The organism is Lactobacillus colini (assembly GCF_017874575.1).
Lineage (GTDB): Bacteria > Bacillota > Bacilli > Lactobacillales > Lactobacillaceae > Lactobacillus > Lactobacillus colini.
Genome location: NZ_JAGGLU010000002.1, coordinates 1 through 14,425, shown reverse-complemented (window position 1 = coordinate 14,425; position 14,425 = coordinate 1). Strand labels below are relative to the sequence as shown.

The window sequence follows — 14,425 nt, the reverse complement described above, 5'->3', positions numbered from 1 at the left end:
AAATGATTAATTTAATTCTGTTAGGTTTGCCGGGTGCAGGCAAAGGAACAGCTTCTGAAAGAATTGTTGATAAGTATCATATAGCTCATATTTCTACTGGAGATATGTTTAGAGAAGCTATGGCTAATGAGACTCCTGTTGGTCTTGAAGCTAAGAGTTACATCGATAAAGGTAATTTGGTACCTGATGAAGTAACTGCTAAGTTAGTAGAAGAAAGACTTCAACAACCAGATACTGAAAAAGGTTTCATTTTAGATGGTTTTCCAAGAACTACAGTCCAAGCTGAACTTCTTGAAGGAATCACTAAGAGATTAAATAAGCCTTTGACCAATGTTATTGCCATTGACGTAGATGAAGACGTCCTGATCAAACGTCTGTCAGCACGTTACATGTGCAAAAACTGCGGTGCAACTTATAATAAAATTTCTAATCCAACAAAAGTTGAAGGAACTTGTGACCGTTGTGGAGGTCATGAGTTCTACCAACGTGAGGATGATAAGCCAGAAGTTGTCAAAAATCGTTTAGAAGTTAACGAAAAGATGAATACTCCACTTCGTGATTTTTACGAAAAGAAGGGTATTTTAGCTACAGTTGATGGTGAACAAAAACCAGAAGAAGTTTTTGCTGCAATTGACAAAATTTTGAGTAAAGACTAACTCTATAATTGTTTTTTTCACTTTCCGTGCTATAATTTCTTAAGTGTGACTTACTTGTCAATTATGGAGGAACAGTTTTGGCAAAAGAAGATGTCATAGAAGTTGAAGGTAAAGTAGTTGATACTTTACCTAATGCTATGTTCAAAGTTGAATTAGAAAATGGAGCAACAATTTTAGCTCACGTTTCTGGTAAGATTAGAATGCACTATATTCGTATTTTACCTGGAGATAGAGTTACTGTTGAATTGTCCCCATATGATTTAACTAAGGGTAGGATTACGTATCGTTTTATCAAGTAATTACGGAGGCAAACATGAAAGTTAGACCATCTGTTAAGCCAATGTGTGAACATTGCAAAGTTATCAAAAGACATGGTCGTGTTATGGTGATTTGCTCTGCAAACCCTAAGCACAAACAACGTCAAGGTTAGTAGTTTTTTAAATAGGAGGTGCAATAAATGGCACGTATTGCTGGTGTTGACTTACCAAGAGGCAAAAGAATTGTTGTCGCTTTAACTTACATTTACGGTATTGGTGAACCAACTGCTAAGAAAATTTGTAAAGATGCTGGTATCTCTGAAGATATTCGTACCAATGATTTAACTCCAGAAGACCAAGAAAAGCTTCGTAGCGAAGTAGATAAGTATCGTGTTGAAGGTGATCTTCGCCGTGAAGTTAGCTTAAACATCAAGCGTTTGGTTGAAATTGGTTCTTACCGTGGTATGCGTCATCGTCGTGGTTTACCAGTTCGTGGTCAAAACACGAAGAACAACGCTCGTACTCGCAAGGGCTCAAAGAAGAGATAATTAACTTTATTAAATAGGAGGTTAAGTTAATGGCTGCAAAGAAAACAGTACGTAAGCGCCGTGTAAAGAAGCATGTCGAAAGCGGTGTTGCACACATTCACTCTACGTTCAACAATACCTTAGTCATGATTACTGATGTTCAAGGTAACGCAGTCGCATGGTCTTCCGCTGGTGCATTGGGATTTAAGGGTAGTCGTAAGTCTACTCCATTCGCAGCACAAATGGCTGCAGAAGCAGCAGCTAAGACAGCTATGGATCAAGGTATGAAGCACGTTGAAGTTTCTGTTAAAGGTCCTGGTGCAGGTCGTGAAGCTGCAATTAGAGCATTACAAGCAACTGGTCTTGAAATCACTGCTATTCGTGATGTTACACCAGTTCCGCACAACGGTTCCAGACCACCAAAACGTCGTCGTGTCTAGTTTAAACCTGCGTGCAGGACATTACGTTTTGAAAGGGGCCCAGTAATGATTGAATTTGAAAAACCAAATATTACCGTAGTAGACCAAGAAGATGAATACGGTAAGTTTGTTGTCGAACCACTGGAACGCGGTTTCGGGACTACTTTAGGTAACTCACTCCGTCGTGTTTTATTAACATCTATTCCAGGCACGGCACTTTCTTACATTCAAATTGATGGCGTATTACACGAATTTTCAACAATTCCTGGTGTTAGAGAAGACGTCACCAAAATTATTCTTAATCTGAAGAAACTAGAATTGAAGTCACTCTCAGATGAAGAAAAGATTGTTGAAATTGATGTAAAAGGTCCAGCTGTTGTTACTGCAGCTGATTTGAAAGTTGATTCTGATGTCGAGGTCTTAAATCCTGATCAGTACATCTGTAGTATTGCAGAGGGTGGCCATTTGCACATGAACGTTGCGATCAAACAAGGTCGTGGTTATGTTCCCGCAAGTGAAAACAAGACAGATGACATGCCTATTGGTGTCATCCCAGTCGATTCATTATTCTCACCAATCAAGAAAGTTAACTATCAAGTAGAGAGCGCTCGTGTTGGTAAGAGAGATGATTTCGATAAATTAACTTTAGAAATTTGGACTGATGGTTCAATTACACCAAATGATGCACTCAGTTTTGCTGCTAAGATTCTTGTAGAACACTTTAAAGTATTCATGTCTACAGATATGGATGCCAAGTTTGATGACGTGATGGTTGAAAAAGAAGATGACCAAAACGAAAAGAAACTTGAAATGACAATTGAAGAATTGGACTTGTCTGTTCGTTCATACAACTGTCTGAAGCGTGCAGGTATCAATACTGTTCAAGAATTAACTGATAAATCTGAAGCAGATATGATGCGTGTAAGAAACTTGGGACGCAAGTCATTGGAAGAAGTAAAGAATAAGCTTGCCGATCTTGGTCTTTCACTTCGTCAAGAAGATTAAGACGGAATAATAAGGAGGGAAAAAAGCTCATGGCATACCGTAAATTAGGTCGCGATAGTGCACATAGAAAAGCAATGCTCAGAGAAATGACTACTCAACTTATCATGAATGAACGCATTGTTACTACTGAAGCCCGCGGTAAGGAAGTTCGTAAAACTGTTGAAAAAATGATTACCTTGGGTAAGCGTGGCGATTTAAGCGCTAGAAGAAAAGCTGCTACTTTTGTTCGTAACGAAATTGCAGATATTCACGAAGAAGGCGACGCAGTTGTTGTAAAATCAGCATTGCAAAAGTTATTCAGTGATATTGCACCTCGTTACAAGGACCGTAATGGTGGTTACACTAGAATGTACAAGTTAGCTAACCCACGTAAGGGTGACGCTGCACCAATGGTTATTATTGAATTAGTTTAGTATTTGTTGAACAATTTAATACTTTTATAAATTAAATCTCCACGAAAGTGAGAATGAGCGCGATGATGGTGGCTTATGCCTAGTCTAGCTTAGATGTTAATTCATCCCTCTTCGTGGATGATTTTTTTTTGCTCTTTTTTCGTATTTGTTACAATAGAAATAACACGTAATAAATACAGGAGAAAAAATATATGAGTAATGATATTATAAAAATCAATAATATTTCTTATACTTATCCAGATACTGATAATCCTGCTCTAAAAAATATTAGCCTTAATATTGTCCAAGGTAGCTGGACTGCTCTAATTGGACATAATGGTAGTGGTAAATCAACCTTAGCTAAAATAATAGATGGATTAATTATTCCAGATAATATCAGCAATAGTAGTATTACAATTGATGGTACAGTAATGAGTCCGGAGAATGTTTGGGATATTCGCAACAATGTTGGAGTTGTTTTTCAGAATCCTGATAATCAATTTGTAGGAGCAACTGTTGAAGACGATATTGCATTTGGATTGGAGAACAGGAACATTCCTAGAGATGAGATTGATACAACTATTGAACGTGTTTTAACTGAAGTTAAGATGCTAGAATTTCGTAAAAAAGAGCCTCAAACTCTATCAGGTGGTCAAAAGCAGCGCGTTGCTCTTGCGGGCATTTTTGCTATTAACCCTAAAATCATTATTTTAGATGAAGCTACTAGTATGCTTGATCCAGAAGGACGTAGTCAAACTCTTTCAATAGTCAAAGATTTACAAAAAACACAGGGCCTAACGGTAATTTCTATTACGCACGATGTAGATGAGGTTATGCTTGCAGACCAGGTAATAGTCTTAGATGATGGTCAAGTTGTCGAAAAAGGTGTTCCAAGCCAAATTTTTAATAATGAAGAGCTAGTAAGACGAACGCAGATAGGATTACCTTTTATATATCGGTTGAGGAATGCTTTAATCCAAAAGGGAATGCAAGTGCCTGTTGAGATCAATACTAAAGAGAAGCTGGTGAAATACTTATGTCAATTGAATTCGAAAATGTAAGTTACATATATAATCCTGGTACTCCTATGCAAGCGCAAGGGGTTAAGAATGTTTCATTTAAAATCAAAGAAGGAACATTTACAGCTTTAGTAGGTCACACAGGTAGCGGAAAATCTACTATAATGCAACACTTGAACGGTCTGCAAAAGCCTAGTAGTGGCAAAGTAAAAATTGCTGGCTATGAGTTAGATTCAAAGACATCTGATAAAGGATTAAATCAATTAAGAAAAAAAGTAGGTTTAGTTTTTCAATTTCCAGAGAGTCAGCTTTTTGAAGAAACAGTCCTAAAGGATGTCATGTTTGGTCCAAAAAACTTTGGTTTTTCTGAAAAAGAAGCCGAAACGCAAGCAAAAAAATGGCTAAAAAGAGTGAATATTGCCGAAAAACTGTTTTCTAAGTCTCCGTTTGACTTATCGGGTGGACAAATGAGAAGAGTTGCAATTGCAGGAGTCTTGGCATCGGAACCTGATATTCTTTGCTTAGATGAGCCAGCAGCTGGCCTTGATCCTCAAGGTAAAAAAGAAATGTTTCAGATATTCAAAAATTATCAAACAGAGGGGCATACTGTAATTTTAGTTACACATGAAATGAATGATGTGGCTAGATATGCGGATAATATGCTTGTTATGGATGGTGGAGAGCTAGCAATTTCAGGTAAGCCAAAAGATATCTTTAAGGACAGTGAATGGTTAGCTCAGCATCATCTAAGTGCACCGTCAGCGGTTGAGTTTGGTCATCAATTACAAAATTCAAACTTCAAGTTTGATACCCTACCTTTAACTGTTGATAATTTAGCAGATAGCATTATTGATAACTTAAAGGAGGGGCCACATGAGTAAGATAATTTTGGGGAGGTATATCCCTGGAAATACTATAATTTATAAGATGGACCCGCGCGGGAAGATTATGATAACATTTTTATATATTATCGTAATTTTTTTGGCAAATAATTGGTTGACATATCTTATTTTGACGCTATTTACCCTGGGAGCTGTTGCGACTACTGGATTGAAGCCTAAAGTATACTGGGATGGAATCAAGCCATTAATTTGGCTGATTTTGTTTACTTCGATTTTGCAGCTAATTTTTACTAGTGGCGGAAGGATTTATTGGCAGTGGGGCATTTTAAGTATTACAGAATATGGTATACAGAATTCAATCTATATCTTTTTGCGCTTTGTGATGATAATTTTAATATCAACTGTCTTAACTTTAACGACAACCTCATTGCAAATTGCGGATGCTCTAGCTTGGATTCTGAATCCGTTGAAATACATTAATGTGCCAATAGAGCAGGTATCTTTGGTGATGGCGATTGCGTTGCGCTTTGTCCCCACATTAATGGATGAAACGGTTAAAATTATGAATGCCCAAAAGGCCAGAGGCGTAGATTTTAACAGTGGTGGCTTAATTAGACGAGCTAAAAATATTGTCCCTATTCTAGTACCGTTGTTTATTAACTCGCTAACGATTGCCTTAGATCTGTCAATAGCAATGGAATCTAGAGGATATCGTGAAAATGCCCCTAGAACTCATTACAGAGCTTTAAAGTGGTCTAAGTATGATTACATTAATTTGGGTTATTTCGTTGTTTTAACACTCGTATTATTGATATTTAGGACAAAATAATGACAAGATATAAACTAACTATGGCATATGATGGACATTTGTTTCATGGCTTTCAAATTCAGCCTAATCAAAGGACAGTTCAAGGTGCAATTGAAGAAGCACTAATGAAGTTAACTAAGGGCAAAAGAGTAGTGGTTCACGGCTCTGGAAGAACTGATGCTGGTGTTCATGCCAAGGGACAGGTTATTCATTTTGATTATCCTGGAAAAACTATTCCTGCTAAAAATATGATGCTTGCCCTTAATTCTTTAATGCCAACTGATACAGTATTTTTTGACAGTGAAATTGTTGATGATGATTTTCATGTTCAATATTCGACTAAGGGAAAGTGGTATCGCTACATAGTTGACCAGCATCACTTTGTTGATCCTTTTAGGCGTTTTTATACAGGGCACTATCCTTACCCCCTAGATGTCAAAAAAATGCAGCAGGCGGCTCAGGACTTAATTGGTGAGCATGATTTTACTAGCTTTGCTGCTAGCGGTGGTCAGATTAAGGATAAGGTGCGAACGATTTATTATGTAAATATTCAAGAAGACCCAAAAGAGAAAAAAATAATTTTTGATTTCATTGGGAATGGATTCCTGTATAATATGGTACGAATCTTAGTTGCAGCACTTTTAGAAATTGGCAATGGTAAGCGCCCAGTTGATGACTTTCCAAGGGTGATTGCGGCTAAGGATCGTCAAGAGGTAAGAGGGACCGCGCCTGCAAGTGGACTGTACTTGTATCATGTATTTTATGATAAAGTTCCAACAAAATATCGATTAGATGTTAAAAATAATTGACTTTTTGCTCAAAACGACGTAAATTAGTATACGTATGTTTGTCCACGATAGGCCCCGGAAACTTATTGTATGTCAAACACAAGAAAACGGAGGAATTTAAATTGCGTACTACCCCATTAGCTAAAACTAGTGATATTAAACGTAAGTGGTATGTTATTGATGCAACTGATGTGGCTCTTGGTCGTTTATCAGCTGTAGTAGCATCAATTTTAAGAGGTAAGAATAAGCCTCAATACACACCAAATGTAGATACTGGTGATTATGTAATCGTTGTTAATGCTGGTAAACTTAAGTTAACTGGCAAGAAGGCAACTGACAAGATCTACTACCACCACTCAGAATACCGTGGTGGTTTGAAGGCTACTCCTGCCGGTGAATTATTAGCCAACAACCCAGTAAGATTAGTTGAACAGTCTGTAAAAGGCATGTTGCCAAAGAATACTCTTGGTCACCAAGAATTCATGAAATTACATGTTTACGCTGGTGAAGACCACGAACATCAAGCACAAAAGCCTGAAGAATTAGACATTAACGAATTAATCTAGGAGGTTTATATAAATGGCACAACAAGCAGCTTACGCTGGAACTGGTCGCCGCAAGGATTCTGTTGCGCGCGTTCGTTTAGTACCAGGTAATGGTCAAATTACCATTAATAAAGAAGACGTAACTAAGTACATTCCTTACCCTAACTTGGTTAAGGATATGAAGCAACCATTAGACATTACTGAAACTGAAGGTCAATACGACATTTTAGTTAATGTTAACGGTGGTGGTTTCTCAGGTCAAGCTGGCGCAATCCGTCTTGGTATCGCACGTGCTCTTTTAGAAGTTGACCCAGATTTCCGTGGTCCACTTAAGAAGGCTGGCATGTTAACTCGTGACCCAAGAATGAAGGAAAGAAAGAAGCCAGGTTTGAAGAAGGCCCGCAAAGCTTCACAATTCTCAAAGCGTTAATATTTTTACAGGAATGTTGTTATATCAACGTTTGCGAGAGACATTTTGGCCACATATGGTCACAATTTGATCATATGGAGTTCAATAGATTTAAAGCGTCAGCATCTTGCTGGTGCTTTTTTTCTGGTATTAATGCTAAATAATAGCGTTCAGTTGTGACTATATCATTATAGCCAAGACGCTTACTAACATAGTCAAGTATCATATTATTGGCAAATAAAAAAGAGCGTGGGTATCACGAAGACCATAAAAGGTGGTTGGAGTGATACCTATTTTTTTCAATAATTCTTTTAACATACCTGATTGCTTAAAGTGAAACCAATCAAATAAATAGCCATTTTCTTTTGGTTTAATTGTTGGGAGCAGATCATAAAGATATTTTGGAATGGTCAAACTTCTTCTAGAATGTTTATTTTTAAGTTTTGTATCGTTAGATGTTGGATCAATTGATCTTTTGACTTCAATACAATAATATTGACTATCAAAGTGTAAATCTTCTGGTTTAATTCCAAGCAATTCACCACGGCGTAATCCAGTATTAATTTCTAGAAGAACCATTAAATTAAATTCATTATCAGTATGCTTAACTAAATAAGTTTTTAGATTTTTAAAGTCGGATAGAGATAATGATTTATTTCTTTTTGGAAGTTCTTGACCGTGCGCTTTAAGCAGGGATGCAAAATCGTTATAAATATAACCTTTTGCGTACGCGTAACGTAGCGAAGTTCTAATTTTTTTAAGAAGTTCCGTTACTGTCTTTTTAGAATGATTTTTCCCATAATCATCTAGAACTTTTTGCATTTGCACATCGTCTAGTTGTCCAAGTGTACTAGTTGGGAAAAGGTTATTAATAATTTTTTCAGCTAGTTCATAATTTCTAAAGGTGGCAGGACGGACATCATTTTTCTTAATGGTATAGATCCAGTAGTGATAGAAATCTTTATATAGCATGTTTTGAGTTACGATTTGTTTTCCTTTAGCTTAACTGCATTGCCCAAATTTTTGCTTCATCTTAGTTTGAAATGTTTTAGTTAAATAATCCCTCTTTCCATTTTTATAAAAAGTTATGCGAGCACGAAAATGTTTACCGCGTTGTTCAATGTTTGCCATTGAGAATCGTCCTTTCTAATTTAAATGAATTAGAATAGCTAGTTTCTGTGGAAGTTGCATCCAATGCTAAGTTTAAATTTAACTTGCAAGTTCTTGTTTTTGACTACTTATCAACTATACGTACTCATTTCGCCCGAAAATAAACGTTACTTCTTACTTCACATCCTTCAAGATCGTCAAAACTAACTTCTGAGAGAAAAGGTGGAAGAGTTGGTTTAGTCTCGAATTTCACTTCAAAAGGATCAGTACCTTCTTGGATAAACCAACTTTTGTAACCAATAACGTCGCTAGTTCGCTCGCTGTTTTCCCATCTATACTGAGGAACAGCTACCTTGCTTAAGTTAATAATATGTTTTTCAATAAATAAGTTTTCTTTGACTACTTCTTTTGAGTAGCCGCCATTGAATCTTCGTTTTCTCATGGTTTAATACTTCCTTTCATTTGATGAGTTAATCTTAAACCTGTGATATGTATGAAAAGAGTCATTTTGAGTTCTAATTTTGAACTAAAAATGACTCTTTTTAGTAAAACTTTAAAAGTGCTGATATAAAGCAAGTTTTGGAGCTATATCTATTTTATGTGTATGGATTTTTGTGGAAATAGAAAGAATCAGTTTTTATTTCTTTGAGTTGCTACTATGGTGTCGTTATAACAAATCGATAGAGAAAGGAAAAGTAGCGCGCTATGCAACTTATAGTTGAAAACTACCATAATTCAAAAATTACTAAAAAACAGAACGATTCCAGAGTTGGCAGACAAGATAATTGAAATGATGCAATTTTTAGAAGATTTTTCTGAAGAGTCATTCTATGATGAAGAAGAAAAAAGATATTGTCTCAAAATTGAAAAATTCTAAAAGAAGAGGAACACTGCCTAGAGATCCACATGTACGGATGGCTATCGTCTTTTTGGTAAGAGAAAAGTTTAATCTTAAAAGTATAAATGAGTTGAGTCCTACTGATTTTTACTACACTATTGCAAGAAACTTAAGCATTGATGTTTGTGAATATTTAGAACGGGAGTTAAAGACTATTTCACTAACATCTTTAACTGAGTTTCAAAGTGAAAAATTTTATAAGTTTTTAGATGTTAATGGATATGGAAATTTCTCAGAGCGAGATTTTATTCAAGCATTATGCATCATCTATGCTTTAAGACATATAAATTTTAGCTTCAAAGAGGATAATTGGAACGAAAAAGTAGTTTTAAGTATTAATGAAACATTGTCTACTATGAAGTTCGATAACGTAGATCAAATTTTTAAAGAAAAGTATCCATATGCTAAAAGAATCGATATTTTTAGATTTCCATTAAATAAAGTTATTCAAATTGTTCGCCTTGAAGTATACAGAGCCATAATAAGAAAATTGCTTCTACTTAAATAGAGTATAATGAATGTAATACTTAATATAGGAGCGTTTAAAATTGGCGAAAAGAGCATTACTTAACTTAAAACAACTCATTAACCGCAATGTTGAAGCAGCGGTTATGCCACAAGAAGATCAAAAAGTAGCGTTTGTACAATCTTTAACAACTTTTTTGCAAACAATAAAGGATAATGAAAATAATTCTGAAGAATTTCAAAAGGGAGCATTTAGAGATTTCTTAGAATCTGTAATTACAGATAAACAGATTAATGTTAGTGATCGCATTGATTTAGCTATTTATAATGGTTCAACTAGTGAAAGTACTGTTGGTGTTATTGTCGAATATAAAAAGCTTGATAATAAAGCGGAAATGATGAGACAAGATAACTTAAATGCTAAGGGATTTAGAGAATTAGTAGCCTATTATCTTAAAGAGCGTATCATTAATAAGAACCTTGAAGTTAAGCGTGGAATAGTAACTAATGGTTATGATTTCTTTGTAATTGATTCCAGAGAACTTGAAAAACATTTTATAAAGAATAAGAAACTAGTTGATAACTTTAAGAAATTCGAAAATCGTCAACTTTCAAGTACAAATACAGACTTTTTATATAGTGAAGTAATTGCTCCAGAAATTGATAAAGCAATTAACAAGGGAATATATATCGGCTATTTTAATTTAAATGATTATATTTTGAGAAATTCCAAACAAGTGACTATTAAACAGTCAAAAGTTACTCAACTTTATAGATTTTTCAGTTCTGAAAATCTTTTAAATGAAATGGTTTTTGCTGATTCAAATAAATTAAATAAGGATTTTTATAATGAATTGTTGTACATTATGGGTTTAGCTGAAAAGAAGTCAGATGGAAGCAAAGTTATTGATCGATTGCCTGAAAAGAAACGACAATATTCATCATTAGTTGAAAATACTATTGAGCAGCTTGACATAAATGATGTTGATCACGATAAACAATATGATATTGCTGTGCAATTAGTTGTTGTTTGGATCAATAGAATTTTATTCTTAAAACTATTAGAGTCCTCACTTATTTCTTTTAATAAAAGTGAAAATTATAAGTTTTTGACTTCTGATAAAATTGCTTCTTTCGATGATTTAAATGAATTATTTTTTGGCATCATGGCTAAAAAGGAAGAAGATAGAAGTCCTAGATTAAAAGAAAAATTTGAATATGTTCCTTATATGAATTCATCTTTATTTGAAAAAAGTGAGTTAGAGTTATCTAGAAATGGATTAACCATTAATCAGTTAAGGGATGCAGATATTGAAATTTATTCTAAGACTAAACTAAAAGATGAGAATGGTAAAAAATTAACCGGCAAATTATCTATTCTAGATTACTTATTTAAGTTCCTTGAATCATATGATTTTACTTCAATCGCTGATGCTAAGAGTAAGAAAGAGCAAGATCAGTTAATTAACGCCTCTGTTCTTGGCTTAATCTTTGAAAAAATCAACGGTTATAAAGATGGTTCATTCTTTACGCCAGGTAAAATCACTATGTATATGGCAAAAAGAGCTGTAAGACAAGCAGTAGTTACCAAGGTTAATGAAGTAATGGATTGGAATGCTCAAGATATTATTCAACTTGCCACTAGAACACGTGATTTTGAATTTTCTATGGAAGATAGAAAAAGGGTTAGCGATGCAATTGATACTTTAAAAATTCTGGATCCCGCAGTTGGATCAGGTCACTTTTTAGTATCTATTTTAAACGAGTTAATTGCTATTAAGACTACATTGAGAGTTTTATTTGATGCTGATGGTAATCTTTTAAATGATATTAATTGTACTGTGGCGAATGATGAATTAATTATTCAAGATATAACTGGTGATAATTATTCTTATAATGCTAATGATACAAATTCATTAAGAATTCAAAAAGCAATTTTTGAACAGAAGAAAATAATTATTGAAAATTGTCTTTATGGCGTTGATTTAAACCCTAATTCTGTTAATATTTGTCGTTTACGTTTATGGATCGAATTGCTTAAAAACGCTTATTATACAGAAAATGTGGGGGGGGGGTACGCCAGCTAACTACTTTACCCAATATAGATATAAACATTAAAGTTGGTGATAGTTTAATTCATAGTTTTGAATTAGATGATAGCTTTGATATGCGTAAAAATGACTTTAAAGAATATCTAAATCTTGTAAAAGAGTATAAGAACACTAGCGATAAAAAAGTAAAAGCGCAGATCAATAAGAGCATTGAGAATATAAAAGGTAAGTTTTATGCTTCAGTATTTCCTAAATATAGCGATAGTGAGCAAAAAATATTTAAGAAATTTGAAGAAGCGAGTGAACTTAGTCTTTTCGATAAATTTGATACACAGAAGTTCAATGAGTTAAAGAAAAGGACTGATGAAATACGAAAACAGTATTTAAATAGAAGAGAAAGTGACTCTTTATATGCTAATAGTCTTGAATGGCGCTTAGAATTTCCTGAAGTATTGGATGATGAGGGGAATTTTGTAGGTTTTGATATTGTTATTGCAAATCCTCCTTATATTTTTGCTAGAAATCAATCATTTGATGATAAGTCTAAGCAATATTATTTATCTCATTATGAAGTAGATGAGTATCAAGCTAATACTTATACTTTGTTTATGGAATTGGGCTATAAGTTATTGAAAGAAAATGGTACATTTGCTTATATTGTTCCTAATAATATGCTTACTATTCAAAGTAATCAAAAAATTAGAGATTTCTTACTAAAAAAGTCAGGATACTTAGTTTTAATTAATTCATTAGATAAAATATTTGCAGATGCTAATGTTGATAATTGCCTTGTATTTTTGAAAAAGAATAAATCTGATGAAGTTACGGTTGGTGAGTTAGATCACGGTGACTTTCAAACTGTGGGTACAGTAGATAAAAAATTCTTTGGTACTGATAAACCTATTTTTAGTATTTCAATGGTTAAGTATAGAGATACAAACAAAGCTTATTTGAGAATGAACTCTAATAAGACTATCGAAAGTATTGCACTTTTAAAATCTGGCGTGAAAGCATATGAAGTTGGAAAAGGGAAACCGGCTATTACTAAACAGCAAAAGGATAATAGAATCTACCATTCAAAAGAAAAGATAGATGATACATACTTACCGTATATTGAAGGACGTGATGTTCGTAGATATAGTTTGGGTTGGAGTGGCGAATATATCAAATATGGTGAAAATTTGGCAGCTATGAGAGATCCAAAGTTGTTTATTGGTGAAAGAATTTTAGTTAGACAAATACCATCTAGGTCAGTATATGCTATTGAAGCTACATTGACTTCTAAACATATAATCAATGATTTAAACTCTATGATTATTACAAATATAGATGGGTACAATCCATTTGCTTTGCTAGGAATAATTAATTCTAGGTTATTAACTTTATGGTTTTTAATTAAGTTTGATAAATTCCAAAGAAGATTATTTCCACAATTTAAAGTAAATGAATTATCACAATTTCCGATTCCGCAAATATCAAATGGAATACAAGAAAAAATTGCCAATAAAGTAAAGATTGTTATGAATAAGGCAATGAATGGGAAAAATTTTTCAGTAGAGAATAATGAAATTGATGAATTAGTAATGGATGCATTTAATTTAACTGAGGAAGAGAAACAATCAGTTAGAGACTTTACGTTTTAAATAGAAAGGAAAACTTTTAAAAATGAATAATCCAAATGATTTAAAAGTTAACAGGAATAATTATTTCAATGTAGCTTATAAGATCTTACTTTATCTTAAAGATTGCTATGAGCAAGGTGTAGATGTAGATCCTGATGTTTTAACACCTAAAAATATTGGAATATCTGATAAACAATTTCTTTTAACTTTAAAGATGCTTATAGAAGATGGATACATTAAAGGGGTAAGTATTTCTCCAGTAATCCAAGGACCAGATATAATTAATAATATTCAAAATGCTTATGCTACTAGCGCGGGTTTACAATATCTTGCAGAAAATTCAATGATGAAGAAAGTGTATAATATTGCAAAAGAAGCTAGAGATTGGATACCACTATTCAAATAAAAAATCTCTCACCAGTCGGCAAGAGATTGTAATGAGCCCCAAAAGTTAGACATTTTTGGGGCTTTTACTATGACTAAATTAACTAATGAACAAAGATTACAAATTTATAATCAATGGAAATTTGAAGGGATTTCTATTACTCAAATTTCTAAGAATTGGAAGTTAAATAATCGTGGCATTGCTTATATGATTAACTTAATTGATCG

18 protein-coding genes and 1 pseudogene are annotated in these 14,425 nt (G+C 33.9%); 17 read left to right on the top strand and 2 right to left on the bottom strand.

From position 1 onward, the window contains the following. Positions 1 to 2: 2 nt before the first annotated feature. From J2Z60_RS01960 to rpsI, 13 genes are all read left to right on the top strand, one after another. The gene (locus tag J2Z60_RS01960; RefSeq protein ID WP_209685882.1) at positions 3 to 656 is read left to right on the top strand and encodes an adenylate kinase; all 654 of its coding nucleotides are present in this window, start codon (positions 3 to 5) and stop codon (positions 654 to 656) included. A gap of 77 nt (positions 657 to 733) precedes the next feature. Next, positions 734 to 955: a translation initiation factor IF-1 gene (gene infA, locus J2Z60_RS01955; RefSeq protein ID WP_003647816.1), complete on the top strand. Its 222-nt coding sequence runs from the start codon at positions 734 to 736 to the stop codon at positions 953 to 955. 14 nt (positions 956 to 969) lie between these two features. Beyond that, positions 970 to 1,086 (top strand): 50S ribosomal protein L36, encoded by a 117-nt coding sequence (rpmJ, locus tag J2Z60_RS01950; RefSeq protein ID WP_005721621.1) that lies wholly within the window; start codon positions 970 to 972, stop codon positions 1,084 to 1,086. A 27-nt stretch (positions 1,087 to 1,113) separates the two neighbouring features. Beyond that, positions 1,114 to 1,461, top strand: a complete 348-nt coding sequence (gene rpsM / locus J2Z60_RS01945) for a 30S ribosomal protein S13 (protein ID WP_209685880.1) — start codon at positions 1,114 to 1,116, stop codon at positions 1,459 to 1,461. A 29-nt stretch (positions 1,462 to 1,490) separates the two neighbouring features. Continuing rightward, positions 1,491 to 1,880: a 30S ribosomal protein S11 gene (gene rpsK, locus J2Z60_RS01940; protein ID WP_209685878.1), complete on the top strand. Its 390-nt coding sequence runs from the start codon at positions 1,491 to 1,493 to the stop codon at positions 1,878 to 1,880. Between the two features lie 45 nt (positions 1,881 to 1,925). Continuing rightward, a complete protein-coding gene (locus J2Z60_RS01935) occupies positions 1,926 to 2,864 on the top strand; it encodes a DNA-directed RNA polymerase subunit alpha (protein ID WP_209685876.1) in 939 nt (312 codons plus the stop codon). A 29-nt stretch (positions 2,865 to 2,893) separates the two neighbouring features. Further along, entirely contained in the window at positions 2,894 to 3,277 is a 384-nt protein-coding gene (rplQ, locus tag J2Z60_RS01930; RefSeq protein ID WP_209685874.1) for a 50S ribosomal protein L17, read from the top strand. A 191-nt stretch (positions 3,278 to 3,468) separates the two neighbouring features. Further along, entirely contained in the window at positions 3,469 to 4,317 is an 849-nt protein-coding gene (locus J2Z60_RS01925) for an energy-coupling factor transporter ATPase (RefSeq protein WP_209685872.1), read from the top strand. Beyond that, complete coding sequence (locus J2Z60_RS01920) at positions 4,293 to 5,156, top strand: energy-coupling factor transporter ATPase (protein WP_209685870.1); 864 nt, start codon at positions 4,293 to 4,295, stop codon at positions 5,154 to 5,156. Before J2Z60_RS01925 ends, J2Z60_RS01920 begins: the two co-directional genes overlap by 25 nt. Beyond that, positions 5,149 to 5,946, top strand: a complete 798-nt coding sequence (locus tag J2Z60_RS01915) for an energy-coupling factor transporter transmembrane component T family protein (RefSeq protein WP_209685868.1) — start codon at positions 5,149 to 5,151, stop codon at positions 5,944 to 5,946. Before J2Z60_RS01920 ends, J2Z60_RS01915 begins: the two co-directional genes overlap by 8 nt. Continuing rightward, complete coding sequence (truA, locus tag J2Z60_RS01910) at positions 5,943 to 6,734, top strand: tRNA pseudouridine(38-40) synthase TruA (RefSeq protein WP_209686237.1); 792 nt, start codon at positions 5,943 to 5,945, stop codon at positions 6,732 to 6,734. Before J2Z60_RS01915 ends, truA begins: the two co-directional genes overlap by 4 nt. A gap of 101 nt (positions 6,735 to 6,835) precedes the next feature. After that, on the top strand, positions 6,836 to 7,279 hold the full coding sequence (rplM, locus tag J2Z60_RS01905) for a 50S ribosomal protein L13 (RefSeq protein ID WP_209685866.1): 444 nt from the start codon (positions 6,836 to 6,838) through the stop codon (positions 7,277 to 7,279). A 13-nt stretch (positions 7,280 to 7,292) separates the two neighbouring features. Continuing rightward, positions 7,293 to 7,688 (top strand): 30S ribosomal protein S9, encoded by a 396-nt coding sequence (gene rpsI, locus J2Z60_RS01900; protein ID WP_209685864.1) that lies wholly within the window; start codon positions 7,293 to 7,295, stop codon positions 7,686 to 7,688. 70 nt (positions 7,689 to 7,758) lie between these two features. Here the strand turns inward: rpsI and J2Z60_RS01895 are convergent. Together J2Z60_RS01895 and J2Z60_RS01890 are read right to left on the bottom strand one after the other, a co-directional pair. Continuing rightward, positions 7,759 to 8,798 (bottom strand): annotated as a pseudogene (locus tag J2Z60_RS01895) (tyrosine-type recombinase/integrase). Positions 8,799 to 8,922: 124 nt separating this feature from the next. After that, complete coding sequence (locus tag J2Z60_RS01890; protein WP_209685862.1) at positions 8,923 to 9,219, bottom strand: hypothetical protein; 297 nt, start codon at positions 9,217 to 9,219, stop codon at positions 8,923 to 8,925. Positions 9,220 to 9,607: 388 nt separating this feature from the next. On the opposite strand from J2Z60_RS01890, the gene J2Z60_RS01885 reads away from it, so the two are divergent. The 4 genes from J2Z60_RS01885 to J2Z60_RS01875 all read left to right on the top strand — a co-directional run bounded on the left by J2Z60_RS01885 (position 9,608) and on the right by J2Z60_RS01875 (position 14,219). Beyond that, a complete protein-coding gene (locus tag J2Z60_RS01885; protein ID WP_209685860.1) occupies positions 9,608 to 10,183 on the top strand; it encodes a hypothetical protein in 576 nt (191 codons plus the stop codon). A 40-nt stretch (positions 10,184 to 10,223) separates the two neighbouring features. Further along, positions 10,224 to 12,227, top strand: a complete 2,004-nt coding sequence (locus tag J2Z60_RS10885; RefSeq protein ID WP_245328682.1) for a type IIG restriction enzyme/methyltransferase — start codon at positions 10,224 to 10,226, stop codon at positions 12,225 to 12,227. 80 nt (positions 12,228 to 12,307) lie between these two features. Further along, positions 12,308 to 13,834 carry an Eco57I restriction-modification methylase domain-containing protein gene (locus tag J2Z60_RS10880; RefSeq protein ID WP_245328681.1) on the top strand — a complete coding sequence of 509 codons (1,527 nt, stop codon included), beginning with the start codon at positions 12,308 to 12,310 and terminating at the stop codon, positions 13,832 to 13,834. Positions 13,835 to 13,856: 22 nt separating this feature from the next. Next, positions 13,857 to 14,219, top strand: coding sequence for a YjcQ family protein (locus J2Z60_RS01875; protein ID WP_209685857.1), 363 nt, complete (start codon positions 13,857 to 13,859; stop codon positions 14,217 to 14,219). Positions 14,220 to 14,425 lie beyond the last annotated feature (206 nt).